This window comes from Candidatus Nanosalina sp. VS9-1 (assembly GCF_047555085.1).
Lineage (GTDB): Archaea > Nanohalarchaeota > Nanosalinia > Nanosalinales > Nanosalinaceae > Nanosalina.
Genome location: NZ_CP180230.1, coordinates 679,119 through 693,888, shown reverse-complemented (window position 1 = coordinate 693,888; position 14,770 = coordinate 679,119). Strand labels below are relative to the sequence as shown.

The following is a 14,770-nucleotide window of genomic DNA, read 5'->3' as shown; positions in this document are numbered from 1 at the left end:
AATTTTTTCAAGTTGTTATTCTAGAGGCCTTGTATGGACAGGGAAACTGTGGAGAAGTATCTTGATTTTTACTCTGAGACGCAGGGCCTTCTGCCGGAGAGACTTGAGGTGTTCGGGCAGAGTTACAGGGATCAGGGATTTCTTACTAGAGAACAGCTTTACGAGATAGCGTATGAATCCAGCACCAGAAGCGCGTATCACGTCCGGAAAAATCCTGAGGAACGATGCAGGACGGTGACTGGGAACGTTCTGAAAGTCGAAGATGATTTCTCGAAGATAGCCTTGATAGAGGCCCTGAAAGGATTCAAGGCGCCGACAGCGTCGTGTGTAGTAGCAGCCTTCGATCCAGAAAATCATGCAGTAGTTGATACGCGTGTATGGGCCTCTCTTGAAAGACTGGATTATCTGGAAGGCCGCAAGGAAAGTTTCACGGCCTCTGATTACGTCACGATGATGAATCCTATCAGAGAAATAGCTGATGAGACAGGATACAGGCCTGTGGACATAGGCTACGCTCTTTTCGCCTACGATGTCGACAAACGTGAAGGAACACTTCACTGAAACTTACAGGAAGAATCCCTGCCTTCTGAGATCCAGAAGGTATTTCCTGTGCTGGTAACGCGTCAGTAATCCTGTAGCACGGCTTATATGACATCTTTCGTTCCTTATGTAGACTCCGTACTTTCCCATACTGAAAAGCTTCAGTTCACCGGGCTCATACTCCTCCAGAAGCTTCGAACTTTCCGCAATATTTTTAGCGGCGTGTCTGCCCTGTTTAACAGCTGATCCAAAGGATCTGTCCTCAAGATTTGAGCATCCTCCGGCAGCGAAAACGCCGTCAAAACCTGTAGCGGAGAGACCTCTGTTAACTTCAAGGCCTTCATCGCCGCAGTTGAAGTCTCTCTGAACTACTTCGTTGCATGAAAGGCCTCCGCACCAGATTACTTCATCTACTTCCAGTTCGCTGCCGTCCTCGAACTCTATACCGTAGCCTGTAAGTTCTCTGACTGTGGAGCCTCCTCTGAAACTCAAATCTTCTTCGTTGAATACTTCAAGTAATTTTTTAGAGGCCTCACTTGACTCTCTGGGAAGAGGCCTTGTGGAACTGTCTACAAGAGTTACATCGTATCCGTTTTTGTGCAGTTCCCCGGCTACCTGTACGCCTTTCCTTCCTGCACCCACTACAGCTACTTTCTCAGCATCTTCAAGTGATTCAACTGCTTGCCGTGCGTTTTCACCTGTGTAAAAATCTTCAGTGTAGTCAAGGCCTGGAATATCGGATGAGGCCTGGTTTCCAAGTGCCACGACAAGATTCTCGTAGCTGAAACTCTGTTCAGCTGTCTCCACTTCTTTTTTCTCCGGGTCGAATCCTTCGATCTCCTCTTCCACGAACTCGACAGGCGTGCCGTCAAGGAACTCCTTGAGATCTATAGAAAGACTTTCCAGATCCCCGCCGGAGATCATATGGTGTAAAGCGTTTCTGTAAGTATGACGACTGTTACGTGAAATAAGAACCGGTTCAAGGCCTCTCCTCGCCAGTTCCAGCGCCGCGTTCAATCCTGCAGCACCTCCACCAGCAACAACAGTATCCTTATCCATCTCTACAACTAAAATTTTCAGGCCTCCGGTTTAAAACTATCTAACAAATCCACGCATCCAGAAGGCCTCACACAAGATATGGTTTAAAAGACTTCAGCACGACACAGATTATACAGTCAACTTTTCAGAGCCATTACTTTTTGAATGGCTGCTTGCGTTCACGTAGCGTAACACGTGGCGGGATGGTGTAGTGGACTATCATTGGCCGTTTGGGACGGCCAGACCCCGGTTCAAATCCGGGTCCTGCCATAGCTACCCGGTCTTGGGATTTCGTTAATCCTCTTTAAAAGAGGAACCTTTCGAAATCTAACATATGGCGACCCAAGAACCGGACAATATGACATTCGACTCTGTAGAACAGAACCACCGTAAACTTTCTGAAAATTCTAAAATCAGCAATCACAACAAACAAGTCCTTAACGAGTTCTTCCGCAAGATGGGGAGCAAAGGGACCGGACAAACTGCATTGAAAGATTATGCAAGCCGGTTCAACAGACTCGCCGAACTGATTGACTTTCCTCTCGATCAAGCTGAAAAGAAAGATATTGAGGGGATCGTCAACGCATTGAACACTGATGGATTAAGGAAGATGAACGGAGAGTGTTACAGTGACCACAGTAAGAATGATTTCTGGAAAGCTGTAAGAGTTTTCTACAACAAATTCATCAAGAAGCAGGGCAAAGGATTTAACAAAGAGCTTGATGGCCCTGAACTAGTCGATGACCTCGATGTAAATGTAGATCTTTCTACTACTATTGACATCCATACTCGGCCTACTCCAGAACACGTCAAGTTGGTGGCAGAGCAGGCAAATAACATTCGTGACCGTTGTCTGATACTTTTCGGATGGGCAACAGGAGCAAGGATAGGAGAAATGGGTAAAACAGCCGACCACCACCAGCATCCAGAGCCGATTAAGTGGAAGGACATCAGATTCGATGGCAGCGAGATGTATGTAACACTTCGAGGTAAAAGCGGTGAAAGAGAAATCCCTGTACGGGCCTCAATGCCCGTTATGAAGCAGCTGCAAAATAGGGAAAATCCAGATCTTTCAGAACCTGTTTTCCAGCAGAATAATCAGGAGAATCGATGTCCGAAATGCGGTACCAAAGATTTAGACGCTGACAGGAATACTGCATACCACCGGAGAACGTATCATTGTCAGGGAGATGGTTGCTCTTGGAAAGGTAAAGCGGCCGAGGCGGATAAAAGAAGGAAGCCTATGACAGGAAACGATATGAGACAGGTATTACAGAGAATTTTGAAACAGGCCAAACGAGAAGATATAGTTCCTGACCAACTTACGAAGAAGCCACACTGGTTCTGGAGAGATGCTCGAGCCCTATACTGGGCGGCACAGGATAAAAACGAGAACTTTCTTCGAGCATTTTTTGGGTGGAGTAAGACTTCAGATGCTCCTAAGCACTACATCGAATTAATGCAGGAGAGTGTTCTTGCAGGTGTAAGAGAAGACTACGGAGAAGAGTTGACTGAAAGTGAGAGAAAGTTCAATGACAACAGCTTGAAGCCGTGGGAATGTAGTTGCGGAAAACTGGTTTCGGACCTACAGAAATACTGTCCAGACTGTGGAGAGGAAGCTGACGAAGAGTTAAAGTGCCACAACAGATCCGAATCTGGAGGAGATGCATATGAAGAGAAACAGAAGCTGGAGGAAGCAATAAGTGATTATATAGAAGAAAAAGGCGTGATCGAGGAGTTAAAGGGAAGTATATGACGGGCGACTCCCTTATTTTTTCTCTATTTTCTCCTCTATAGCGTCTTTCCATTCGAGTATCTTATCGTTATCAACTCTCTCGTTCAGCTCCTCGGCTCTTTCACGCTTCATTATGGCGAGATGGAGGAATGCTCTAACTTCTTCCTTTGACATATCGAGATCCGAGATCGAGGTTTCTTCCTCGTCCTCACTTCTGTACTGGGTGAGATCTTCTCCACAGTTCGGGCAGTATTCTAATGACATAAAAATATCTGATAGAGGATAATCTTCCTATATTGACAGGGAGGGACTATATCTATCGGAGTACTGGAATTCTCTCTAAGGTATGAAAAACAGGAAGCTCCCAGAGGCCTTCCGGCTTAGAGCCAAATATGTTGAGCTAAAATCTACCAAATATCTAATTTTCAGAACTTTCTGAATCTCTTCGCTGTACGTACCTTTTGAATTCCGCCAAGGCATTCCCTACACCCCTGACAGCATCATCTAACTCACTCAATTGATAGCTTATTTCTCTATAAGGGTCTTTTTCTCTGATTATTCCATTTTCTGTGGAAATATCTTCTATTAGATTGAACTCTCTTCTTTCAATATGATGCTCTCCTCTAGAATCTTTATAGCCAACTTCTATCGTAATATTAAGATCCGAATGATCTAGGTCTCCATCTCCTACCTTCTCAACATATTTGTGAATCGTAGGATGTGTTTTAAGGAGAGAGTCTTCTTTGCTTAAACGCATTATTTCTACTTTCACTGTCTCCATAGGTTCTATTACAGGTATTTCAGCTGTTCTTCCATCCATTTCGTAGGTATCGGCATCAGAGTTGTTGTAAGATTCCACTTCTACCCGGACTGCTGAACTTCCACCATTATTATGGATACAAAGAACAGGCCGGTCTTTTTCTTCCAAATATAATTCTGGATCGGGTTTGTATTCTTTCTCTAATATTTCCTCTTGTTTCCTCAGCGAACAAAATTGAAGGAGTGAGAATAATGCCAGAAATCCTGTGAAAATCATCAAAAGCACATTACTTACTGAACCCGAAAGAGAGGAAAGAATACTTTCGATCATACATAGGAATATTTTACTACAAGCTTTTACGAGATTCCCCTAGATTTCCATATATTAAAAATAGGAGATTGTTTTTCAAGCGTTTCAGCACGTCTCTTAGGTACTGGCGTAAATATGCAAATTTACATACAGCTATACGCCTCATTTTTTCAAATATAAGTTCTCAGTTTAGAATTTCCGCCGTGTATCCTTCTCTTTATGTCTTCTCTGTCTAATCCAAGCGGCGATAGAATTGATTCCGCTGCTCGTATCAGTTCTGTAGTATAGAATAATGCATCGTAATCTCCTTGTTGTGCTTCAAAGTCCAGTCGTGTTCTGTCGATAGGATCTGCGTCATCATCTTTCACTATGAAGTTGATAGACTGGCCCGGCTTCATTTCAATACCGTGATGCTCCGCTCTTTTCAATGCTGATACCGAGCGATTCTCTACTTTATAGGCCTCTAGTGGCTTGGAGACTCTCTTTTCTTTTACTAAGGCCTCGGGATTTACTTCCTTGCTTCCAAGTATATCGATATGATTTTTGACTACACGTATTACGCTTTCTGCCGACATTGTTTGATCTAAGGCCTTTATCATCTCCATCTGTGCATCTTTGATGAACTCACAGGTAGATCTCTGTTCTGTTTCTATGCCTGCTGTCTTGAACTCGCCGTTCTCTTTCTTCCCGAAGTATCTGTTGAGTGTGGCGATATCGGCCTCTGAACCACTACGAGGCACGAAAGCGCACCATTCAAACTTGTACTCTGGCTCCAGCTTGATACCGATTTCCTCTGAAATCTGTTCGCATACGTCCTCGAAATCTCGGGAGTTTTCTTCTTCCTGCACCCAGATACTATCGATTATGCCGTGAGAGACGCCGTATCCGGATTCTTCGAACATTTCTTTTGTTCTCACCATTATGTCTCTGTCAAAGGCCTGAATAGCCTGATGGCATTTGATAGCACCGTAAGAGGCGTGGCTGTGACCCATATAGCCGAAGCAAGAGACGAGTATCCATTTGATGGCATCTATACTCCCCTGAATGTATCGGTGTTCCTCTTCATCTTCTATGTCATCTACTTTTTCCTTCATCTCTTGACGATCTTCTACTAAAGGCCTCAATACTTTCGATATGAAACCCTTTTGTTTCTCGCAGATACTGTAATCTAGTTCTGGAGTTCTATTATTGTCACAGCAGTCGCAGCATACCGTTTCAGGACTGATATTCTTCTCCACCATTATGTTGGGGAACAAGCTTGCGAAGTCTGCCTCGTAAACATCTCGATGTATCCGGGGCTCTGGATTGAAAATGAATCCTCCTCTATCAGCCTTGTGCAGTGTAGAAGCCTTCTTCGGTTTTTCACCACTCCAGTTCTTCCAAGGCGTCAAAGTATCTTCTTCAAGATAGGCTCTCCGGACTTCGATACTAGTTAATAGTCGTCCGATGCTCCCCCACGCTAGTTCCTGCATAGGCCTGTAGCTTCTCTTGACAAGATCCCAGAGGCCTTCAATCGTTGCTTCTCCTAGCAGGAAGCTGTTTGATTTATCGATTACTATTCTCCCGGGGACATTGTATCTTGCGGAACTGTGTACTGTTCTGCCGTAGCTGCTGACTGTGTTCTCTCCTGCAAGTTGCTGAAACTTGTCGATCCGTCCAAGCGGAAAAGAGACCTTGTACTCAGACATTTTATCCTTGAGAAGCTCCAGCACTTGACTACGATTCACTAAGATTATATCAGGATTCCTGCGCTCCCAGTAACTTTGAAGCGTACTAAGCACCTCTTTTTCGCTTCCTTGAACTTGTTCTCCGTTCAGTTTCAGTTGCGATATATCTTGATCTGCGATATGTCTCCGATGTAGACTGAGTTCAACTCTGTTCAAATCGTTTTCAGGTACCGGACAAATCTCTTTTTGAAGGCAGAAGCGGAACTGCGGTGAAAATCCTACGTTGTAGAATTTGAATGTGGAGCGACCGAAGTTCCTCTTTAATCTATATGCCGTTGATTTCAATTTTTCATTATCTTCCACATCTATGCGGAGTACTTCTTTTTCTGGCTTCGATAGTGTAGGCTTCCAGTGCTCGAAAGAGGTAGCTACCACTCCGTCTTTCTGTGACAGCCACGGACGTGCTTTCTGAAGCTTTGACTTACTTCCTTCCAAGTAGAACCGGGGCCGGTACTCTCTGTGGCGTGTTGCTTCGACACCTGATTTAGTCTTCGTCCAAGATACAGTCTCGCCATCTATGAAATCGATCTTGAAAACCATTAACTCTCCAACTCCTCCACTCTCTCCTTCAGTTCTTCGATCTGCTTTCTGTTCTCAGAGGCCTCCTTCTGCACACCAAGCATCATCGAGATAAAGGCCGGAAGACTTGGCTGACTAGAGTTCAAGTAGGCGCCTGCTTGAGCAAACTGATGCGCTTTCTCCCATAAAGAATCCAGATGCTGCTTGTTTTCCTTTCTCAAGGCCTGTCTGAAAGGCTTGAATCCATCTATAAAGTTATCCAGATGATTCCTGTAAGTAGAATTCGTACGCCCCATAACTCTCTACACCGTTCTGGCGGTTACTTTGACATCTTCACGGTTTTTTCTGGACCAGTAAGGCAAAGTAGTCTGTAGAGAACCTTGTTCCTTATACATCATCTGCTGATAGTTTTCAGAGCTGTATTTGAGGCCACTACTCGTTGAATCAACTTCGATCTTGTTATCGGAATCTGCTTCAAGTATATGGGACATCTTAGAGTTCCCTGAGGAAGAGATCAGCACTTTCAACTCTTTCTCCTCTTGTATCTCCCTGATTTTCTTCCAGCTTTCCTTGAAGAGCTCCTCAGCCTCCCACTCCTTCACCTGTCCATCCAAGTACAATTCGTCGAAATTCGGCAACACCAAGATATCTGTATTTTCGCCAATGAACTCGTCAAGTTGATGAATCAAGTTATGGTGTTGGAAAACTGTGAACGCTCTACCTATCTCCACCTGCTCCAAAAGCTGTGGATTCCCTAGTGCGCTGAGAGAGTAAGTGGAGGCCTCGTTGCCGGTATCTATCCATACAGCTTTTGCGTTGCTTCCTTGGAGTTCTGAGCTTAGAAAGGCCTGAAATATAGGCAACTCCCTTGCCTTCTTCACGTGATTGATGCCAGTGACTATATCTGGTTTTGTCTTCAGGATTACTTCTTTCTCAGCGGATTCTCTTTCAACGGTCTGTGTCTTTTGTTGTTCTAAAAAAGAAATTGGTAGGATCCCCTCCCCAGAGGCGTACTTGTCGTGAGGGCCAGTCTTCACGACTTTCTCTTTCTGTATGTATATGTTGGTGCAGAGACCCTATTTAAGCCGTTTCTCGGGTGTCGTAAGTGTCGTAGAAAGAGTTCTGTAACTCAGGTAGCAGGTGTAGGAACAGTAGTTGATAAGAACGGTACAGCGAATATGAAAGCGATGAGAATAATCCAGAGGAGATAGTTTTTAGCATCTTCTCGACTCATTGGAGTTCAGGCCTATTCTGCTATACTGTATGTTGTGGAGCTTTTTGATCCTTCTGTCTCAAGGATGTTGTAACTCACCATCTTCTTCAGGTATCGGAGTAGTTGTCTCCGTGATTTACTGTCATTAACGTCGTCTTCGTATTTGTCGTAAAGTTCTCCGATCTGCATAGGGCCGTTTTCCTGTAGGAGCTTGTAGGCCTTCTTTTGATGGCTGTTCAAGCGCTCCAGCGACTCCAGCTCTTCCTCGTCGTAAGCATCATTAACAGCATCTTTGATGATTTCATCTGTTATTGTTTCTAGGCCTTTGCTTTCAGCTTTTCTTGCCGCCAAGCGCAACGTGTTTACGGCGACTCTTGCATCGCCACCAGCTTTGGAAGCTATCTTCTTCAGTTGTGATGTTTTTACTGAGTCTTCTCTCAGGCCGTGCTTCCTTCGAAGCTTCAGTATATCAGTGAGCTGTTGTTTGCTGTATCTCTTGAACCGGATCCTATTTACTCCACTGATACGGGACCTTACTCTATCCTCAAAATGTGAGAAGGTGTTGGCATCATTGGCGATGAAGATGATGCCTGCCTTCTGGAAACGACTTAGTTCGTATAATACTTCATCTTCCGTTATCTGATCAACTTCGTCAATAATTATGATTGTAGGCCTCTTCCTTACCTTTTCTTCAAATTTTTCAATTACTTTCTCTGTGGAGGTGCTGTCTCTGGGAACTTTCAGTTTCTCATCTAGTAATTCGTAGAAGATCTCAAATCTTGATTTGTGGCTGAAGCAGTTGACATAACTGGTATTGACGAATACCTCTTTCTGTAATTCCTCTACTACGTATTTCGCCATTGCTGTCTTTCCTGTGCCCGGAGGCCCGTGAAGAAGCATATCCGTAGGAATATCATCATCCATCAGAGGCCTCAAATTCCTTGCAATCTCCTGCCTCTCCCCATCTCTATGTACAAGTTTATTCGGCAAATAATCAGCTGTCAACACTCTTGCATCCGAGATAATTTGATTTCTGGAAGCAGTCATAGTTGAAGTAGTTGAGCCTCAATTTAAAGTCGCTAATGTTCTCTTTCGAATAATTCCACGAAATTTGTTAAGTCTGTCTTTAATTAATTACATTATATGGCTTTAGATAACGGAGATAATGAACTCGAAGACAAGCTCTGGGAATCAGCAACCAAACTCAGAGGACCAGTACCTTCCACAGAATACCGGGATATTGTCTTAGGACTTCTATTCCAGAAGTATATGTCCGATGCGTTCGAAGAAAGACAGCAAGAACTCAAAGAACTGATGAAAGACGAAGACTCGGACTACTACACAGAAGACGAAGAAGAAAGAAAATACATACTAAACGACAAAGATGAATACTACAAAGAAAACGTATTCTTCGTCCCGGAACAAAGCCGCTGGGACTACCTCGTCAAAAACGCCACACAGCCAGACATCGGAAAGAAAATCGACGATGCGATGCGAGGCATAATGGAAGAAAACCCTGAACTACAGGGAATGCTTCCAACCAAATACGAACGCTCACGAATACCAACAGACTCCGTAGAAGGACTACTCAACCTTTTCGCAGATCTTGACTTCTCAAATGGAAAAGATGAAAATGGAGAAGCCAAGGAGGATCACGATCTACTCGGTAGAGTCTATGAGTACTTCATCAAGAAGTTCGCCAAAGAAGAAGGCAGCAAAGGGGGAGAGTTCTACACTCCAAAAAGCGTAGTAGAAACGATGGTCGAAATCCTCGAACCATATGAAGGAAGACTATTTGATCCTTTCTGTGGTTCAGGAGGAATGTTTATCCAGAGCCAGAACTTCCTGCACGAACACGGAAAAGATGACAGCAACATCTCGATCTACGGACAGGAGATTAAGGAAGATACGTGGAAAATCTGCCAGATGAACCTGCTGCTTCGAGGAATGGACGGAGAAATCAAACTCGGTGATAGCATCAGAGATGACCAACATCAAGGTCTGAAAGCAGATCGAATCATAACGAATCCGCCTTTCAATATGGAAGACTGGGGTAAAAGCACAATTCCTGATGATGATCCACGGTTCAAATACGGAATGCCTCCAAGCAACAATGCCAACTATGCTTTTATGCAGCATATGATTAACCATTTGGACGAAGATGATGGGATGGCTGCAACAGTAATGGCAAACGGAGCGATGTCCGTACAGGGACAGGAAGGAGAAATCAGGGAAGAAATAATCGAAGACGACCTATTCGACGCAGTAATCGCCCTACCAAAAGAATTATTCTTTACAACTTCAATTCCTGCCTGTATCTTCGTTCTCAGCAGAGGAAAAGACACAGACCAGTACAGGGATAGAGAAAACGAAACCTTGTTCATCGATGCCAGAGAAATGTACGAAAGCGTAGACAGGACACAGAACGTCCTCAAAGACGAACACATCAACAAGATAGCAGAAACAGTTAGAGCCTACAGAGGACAAGACGAAGCAGGCGAATACGAAGACGAGAAAGGATTCTGCAAAGTAGCAGAAACTGATGACATAGCTGACAACCGCTACATCGTCACACCCGGACGATACGTAGGAGTCAAAGAAAAGGACGGGGACGATGAACCATTCGAGCAGAAAATGGAACGACTCTCTGCAGACCTCCGGGAAAACTTCCAGAAATCCAACGAACTTCAAGAAAAAATCGAACAGAATCTGGAGGAGATTGGCTTTTGAGTTCTGAACAAAAAGCACTTGAAGGTTTTAACGAGGAAACGGAGGGACAAGCATCGGAGTGGGAAGAAGCAATATTTTCAGATGTTATTGACATAAATGATTACCCTTCAGTGGAGAAAGGAGAGGAATATAAGTCGGTAGGGATGTCTGACGTGGCACGAAATAAGAGAAAGATACAAAACTGGGAGAGAAAGGAATACTCCTACTCAAGACCACGTTTCAGAAATGGACAGACCTTAATGGCAAGAATCACGCCGTGCCTTGAGAACGGCAAGACTGCATTCGTGGATATTCTGGACGAAGATGAAGCTGCTATAGGCTCTACAGAATTTATAGTCCTCTCAGATACAGAGAAAACAATTCCTAAGTTCGTATATTATACAGCCCGTAGACCAGAAATACGGCAGTTTGCAATTAAGCGAATGACTGGAACTTCTGGACGGCAAAGAGTTCCTTTAGATATTTTTGACAAAAAGAAGATTAAACTGCCTTCTCTTCCCGAACAAAGAAAGATTGTGGACATACTTGACTCACTCGATGCCAAACTCGAATTGAATAACCAAATTGAAGATGTAGTTTCGGACTTTGGAACTACTTTGATGCAAAAGATGGAGGAAGAAAGGGAAACAGAAAAAATAGAAATATCTGAGATGGGGGAGATAGTTACGGGCAATACTCCTTCAACAAAGGAGAATGAATTCTATGGAGGAGAATTTCCGTTTATTACTGTTTCAGATTTTGATAACAAAATAGTAGTGTATGAAACAGAGAAAGGATTAACTCCCGAGGGCAGAAAAGAAGTAGAATCAAAGAAAGTTCCTAAGGATGCGGTGATGGTTTCTTGTATAGGAACTGATTTAGGCAAGACAGGAATTACTTCTCAAGAGTGTGTTACGAACCAGCAGATAAATACCATAATTCCCTCTGGAAGCTATGGATGTGGCTATACTTACTTTAAGATGAAATCTCTGCGTAATACCTTCCAACAATACGCAGGAGGTTCGGCACAACCGATATTATCTAAATCGAAATTTGGAAACATAGAAATTGAAGTCTTATCTGAAAATCAAAGAAAGGAGTTTAATAGGATTTTAAATCCTCTCTTAGAACAAATAAAAAATATCAAAGCAGAGAATAAGAGATTAAAAGAGCTCAGAGATACTTTGCTTCCGAAATTGATGTCTGGTGAAATCAGGGTGAATGTTGATGGCGATGAATGAGTTCGGGCTTTCAGAAGACCCAATTCTGGAGTATCTTCAGGAGATGGGATATAAGTACAAGCACGGGCAGGAAATCAGCCCCGATGGAGAAAATCCTGAAAGAGACTCCTACTCACAGGTAGTTCTACGGAAACGCCTCAAAAGAAAACTGAAAGAGTTCAACGATGTTCCAGAACAGGCGATAAACGACGCTGTAAGCTCCCTTCTCGGCTCAAACTCGCCAAAAGTAATGAAGAACAACAAGGACTTCCACGAAAAACTCGTGAATGGAGTCAAAGTAGAGTACGAGCAAAACGGAGAAAAAGTAGGAGACAGAGTCCAAGTAATAGCCGAAGAAGCAAACGACAACGACTTCCTCGCAGTCAACCAGTTCCGAATAAAACAAGGAGAAAACACAGCCAGAAGACCAGACATACTTCTATTCCTCAACGGACTACCAATAGGAATACTAGAACTCAAAGATCCAACCAACCATTCAGCAGATCTGAAAACAGCCTACAAGCAGGTAATGAATAAGTATCAGAGAGACATACCAAAACTATTCCACTACACCGAGTTCGTAGCCGTCGCAGATATGGATGGAGCAAGAATCGGCACACTCGACACACCGTGGGAATGGTTCTCCAACTGGAACTACATCGAAGACGAAGGAGACACACATCCAGAAATGAGTGCTGCAGAAGTCCTAGTCAGAGGTGCATTCGACAAGGAAAGAATGACAGACCTGATCAAGAACTACATACTATTCACAGAAGAAGATGGCGAGATGAAGAAAATACTCGCAGCATACCACCAATACTACTCCGTAGAACGAGCCATACAATCCACCAGAGACACTATACCGAAAGAAGACAGAAGAATTGGAACAGTCTGGCACACACAAGGATCAGGGAAATCCTTTTCGATGGTGTTCTACGCAAATAAGGCACGTAGACTTGAAGAACTCGAAAACCCGACCATCGTAGTTGTAACGGACAGAACAGCACTTGACAATCAGATAAAGGAAACATTTGATACAGCAGGTTTCAGAACCAGTCAGGCGGACAGCAAGGACGAACTCCGAGATCTATTGCAGACTGGAGCAGGAGGCCTCATCTTCACACTCGTCCACAAGTTCAACACAGACGAAGACGAGAACCATATGCCAGAACTAAACGACAGAGAAAACGTAATCGTAATAGCAGACGAGGCACACCGCACACAGTACAAAGCACTAGCAGAACAGATGCGGAAATACGCACTTCCAAACGCTTCATTCCTTGGATTCACGGCAACACCAATAGAAAAAGAAGACCGCTCTACATACACAGCATTCGGAGATGTAATCAGCGAATACACAATCCCGCAATCTGTAGCAGACGGTTCAACGGTTCCAATATACTATGAGTCGAGGATGGCTAAGCTTCAGATTAATGATGAAGAAATAAAGCAGCAGTTTGATGATTTGATGGAAAGTAAGTCTGATGACTTGCAGAACAAGATGGCGGGTAAGTGGAGCAGACTACGAAAAATAATAGAGAATAATGATGAACGTTTCCAGAAGATCTCTGAAGATATAGTAGAACATTTCAACAACAGGGACTTAGAGGGAAAGGGAATGGTTGTAGCTATCAGCAGAAAGGCTGCCTACAAATACAAGCAGCATATTGATGAGATAGAAGGTGCGCCAGAGACAGCTGTAGTAATCACTAATCCGGAACAGTTTATGGACGATCCTGAAAGCGAACGAACCTTGAAGAAACGGTTTAAAGATCCTGAAGACCCGTTGAAGATAGCGATTGTGTGTGAGAAATGGACAACAGGATTCAACGTGCCACATCTACACACTATGTATATCGACCGTCCGATGAAGAATCACAACTTGATGCAGACTATTGGACGAGTTAACAGAGTCTATAAGGATAAGCCGGGAGGCCTGATAGTCGATTACATTGGCATCGGCGATAATCTGCGGCAAGCGATGGACAAGTTCACGTCCGAAGTCCGTGAGAGAACACTTCAAGACATCGATACAGCAGTAGTGGAGCTTGATAAAGCACACGAGCAAGTAGCATCCTATTTCCAGAAAACAGATTATGAAGGCTGGCAAGACAAGAGGGGGAAAGAACTCACCCGCTTAATCAGGAAAGCGGAAAATGAAGTCTTGGAACAAGTTACAGAGGAAAAGGCCTTTTATGATGATGTTAAGGCCTTTGAGAAGGCCTATACGCTTATCAGTCCTCACGAAGAGGCCTTGAAGTATCAAGAAGATAAGGTGTTCTTTGAGGCAGTACGGGACAGTCTCAAGAAGGTGGAGAGTCTCGGAGATGATGATTATACTATAGAGGACAGGGAAGAAGCTGATACAGCGATGGAGAAGATGGTGTCTGAGGAGATTGATGTTGAGGAAATGGTTGATATTGTAGGTATTGAACAGGATTATGATCGTAGAGCTGTTTTAAGTCAAGACTTTATGGAGGAGATGGCTGAGGAGCAGCCGGAGAATGTTCGAATGAAGTTGCTGAAACGTATAGTTGAAAATGAGATTGAGGAGAGGAAGGGAAGGAATATGGCGAAGTATGAGTCGTTTGAAGAGAAGTTGGATGAGACGCTCAGTAAGTATCATCAGAACTTTCTGACAACTAAGGAAGTAATTACACAGTTGGAGGAGTATGCTAATGAACTGCGTGAGGAGGCTGAAAAGGAGGAGGAAGATGATCTTACGCCTGAGGAGCGAGCGTTCTATGATGCAATCTCTGAAAAGGGTGACAAGGAGATCAGTGATGAGGAATTGAAGGAGATTGCTACGGAGCTGAAGAAGCAGTTGAAGGATAAGGCTGATATTGACTGGACGAATCGTAGAAGCTTGAAATCAGAGATGCGTTCACAGGTAAAATCTGTCCTCAGAAATAGAGGTTTCAAACCCTCGGAGTACGATCCGCTCGTAGAACCTATCGTGAAACAGGCAGAACAGTTCTACGGTGACGCTGCAGCATAGAG

At 43.9% G+C, this 14,770-nt stretch carries 12 protein-coding genes and 1 tRNA gene; 6 read left to right on the top strand and 7 right to left on the bottom strand.

The features are described 5' to 3' along the window. The first annotated feature begins 33 nt into the window (after positions 1 to 33). Positions 34 to 561: a hypothetical protein gene (locus tag ACK3SF_RS04060; RefSeq protein ID WP_414837420.1), complete on the top strand. Its 528-nt coding sequence runs from the start codon at positions 34 to 36 to the stop codon at positions 559 to 561. Between the two features lie 3 nt (positions 562 to 564). Here the strand turns inward: ACK3SF_RS04060 and ACK3SF_RS04055 are convergent, their stop codons facing one another. Beyond that, positions 565 to 1,599, bottom strand: coding sequence for an NAD(P)/FAD-dependent oxidoreductase (locus ACK3SF_RS04055; protein WP_414837419.1), 1,035 nt, complete (start codon positions 1,597 to 1,599; stop codon positions 565 to 567). 176 nt (positions 1,600 to 1,775) lie between these two features. Here ACK3SF_RS04055 and ACK3SF_RS04050 point away from each other — a divergent pair. Together ACK3SF_RS04050 and ACK3SF_RS04045 are read left to right on the top strand one after the other, a co-directional pair. Continuing rightward, a tRNA-Pro gene (locus ACK3SF_RS04050) sits at positions 1,776 to 1,848 on the top strand. Positions 1,849 to 1,912: 64 nt separating this feature from the next. Then, positions 1,913 to 3,334 carry a hypothetical protein gene (locus ACK3SF_RS04045; protein ID WP_414837418.1) on the top strand — a complete coding sequence of 474 codons (1,422 nt, stop codon included), beginning with the start codon at positions 1,913 to 1,915 and terminating at the stop codon, positions 3,332 to 3,334. Between the two features lie 12 nt (positions 3,335 to 3,346). Here the strand turns inward: ACK3SF_RS04045 and ACK3SF_RS04040 are convergent, their stop codons facing one another. The 6 genes from ACK3SF_RS04040 to ACK3SF_RS04015 all read right to left on the bottom strand — a co-directional run bounded on the left by ACK3SF_RS04040 (position 3,347) and on the right by ACK3SF_RS04015 (position 8,888). After that, on the bottom strand, positions 3,347 to 3,577 hold the full coding sequence (locus ACK3SF_RS04040; RefSeq protein ID WP_414837417.1) for a hypothetical protein: 231 nt from the start codon (positions 3,575 to 3,577) through the stop codon (positions 3,347 to 3,349). 154 nt (positions 3,578 to 3,731) lie between these two features. Then, positions 3,732 to 4,403, bottom strand: coding sequence for a hypothetical protein (locus tag ACK3SF_RS04035; RefSeq protein WP_414837416.1), 672 nt, complete (start codon positions 4,401 to 4,403; stop codon positions 3,732 to 3,734). A 149-nt stretch (positions 4,404 to 4,552) separates the two neighbouring features. Continuing rightward, entirely contained in the window at positions 4,553 to 6,649 is a 2,097-nt protein-coding gene (locus tag ACK3SF_RS04030) for a type B DNA-directed DNA polymerase (RefSeq protein WP_414837415.1), read from the bottom strand. Continuing rightward, positions 6,649 to 6,924, bottom strand: a complete 276-nt coding sequence (locus tag ACK3SF_RS04025; protein WP_414837414.1) for a hypothetical protein — start codon at positions 6,922 to 6,924, stop codon at positions 6,649 to 6,651. The genes ACK3SF_RS04030 and ACK3SF_RS04025 overlap by 1 nt, the downstream gene beginning before the upstream one ends. Before the next feature lie 6 nt (positions 6,925 to 6,930). Further along, entirely contained in the window at positions 6,931 to 7,665 is a 735-nt protein-coding gene (locus ACK3SF_RS04020; RefSeq protein ID WP_414837413.1) for a hypothetical protein, read from the bottom strand. Positions 7,666 to 7,874: 209 nt separating this feature from the next. Further along, on the bottom strand, positions 7,875 to 8,888 hold the full coding sequence (locus ACK3SF_RS04015) for a Cdc6/Cdc18 family protein (RefSeq protein WP_414837412.1): 1,014 nt from the start codon (positions 8,886 to 8,888) through the stop codon (positions 7,875 to 7,877). Positions 8,889 to 8,984: 96 nt separating this feature from the next. Between ACK3SF_RS04015 and ACK3SF_RS04010 the strand changes: the two genes are divergently transcribed. The 3 genes from ACK3SF_RS04010 to ACK3SF_RS04000 are packed head-to-tail and all read left to right on the top strand — an operon-like array spanning position 8,985 to position 14,768. Beyond that, entirely contained in the window at positions 8,985 to 10,571 is a 1,587-nt protein-coding gene (locus ACK3SF_RS04010) for an N-6 DNA methylase (RefSeq protein WP_414837411.1), read from the top strand. After that, the gene (locus ACK3SF_RS04005) at positions 10,568 to 11,791 is read left to right on the top strand and encodes a restriction endonuclease subunit S (RefSeq protein ID WP_414837410.1); all 1,224 of its coding nucleotides are present in this window, start codon (positions 10,568 to 10,570) and stop codon (positions 11,789 to 11,791) included. Before ACK3SF_RS04010 ends, ACK3SF_RS04005 begins: the two co-directional genes overlap by 4 nt. Further along, positions 11,778 to 14,768, top strand: coding sequence for a type I restriction endonuclease subunit R (locus ACK3SF_RS04000; protein ID WP_414837409.1), 2,991 nt, complete (start codon positions 11,778 to 11,780; stop codon positions 14,766 to 14,768). Before ACK3SF_RS04005 ends, ACK3SF_RS04000 begins: the two co-directional genes overlap by 14 nt. The last annotated feature ends 2 nt before the right edge of the window (positions 14,769 to 14,770 follow it).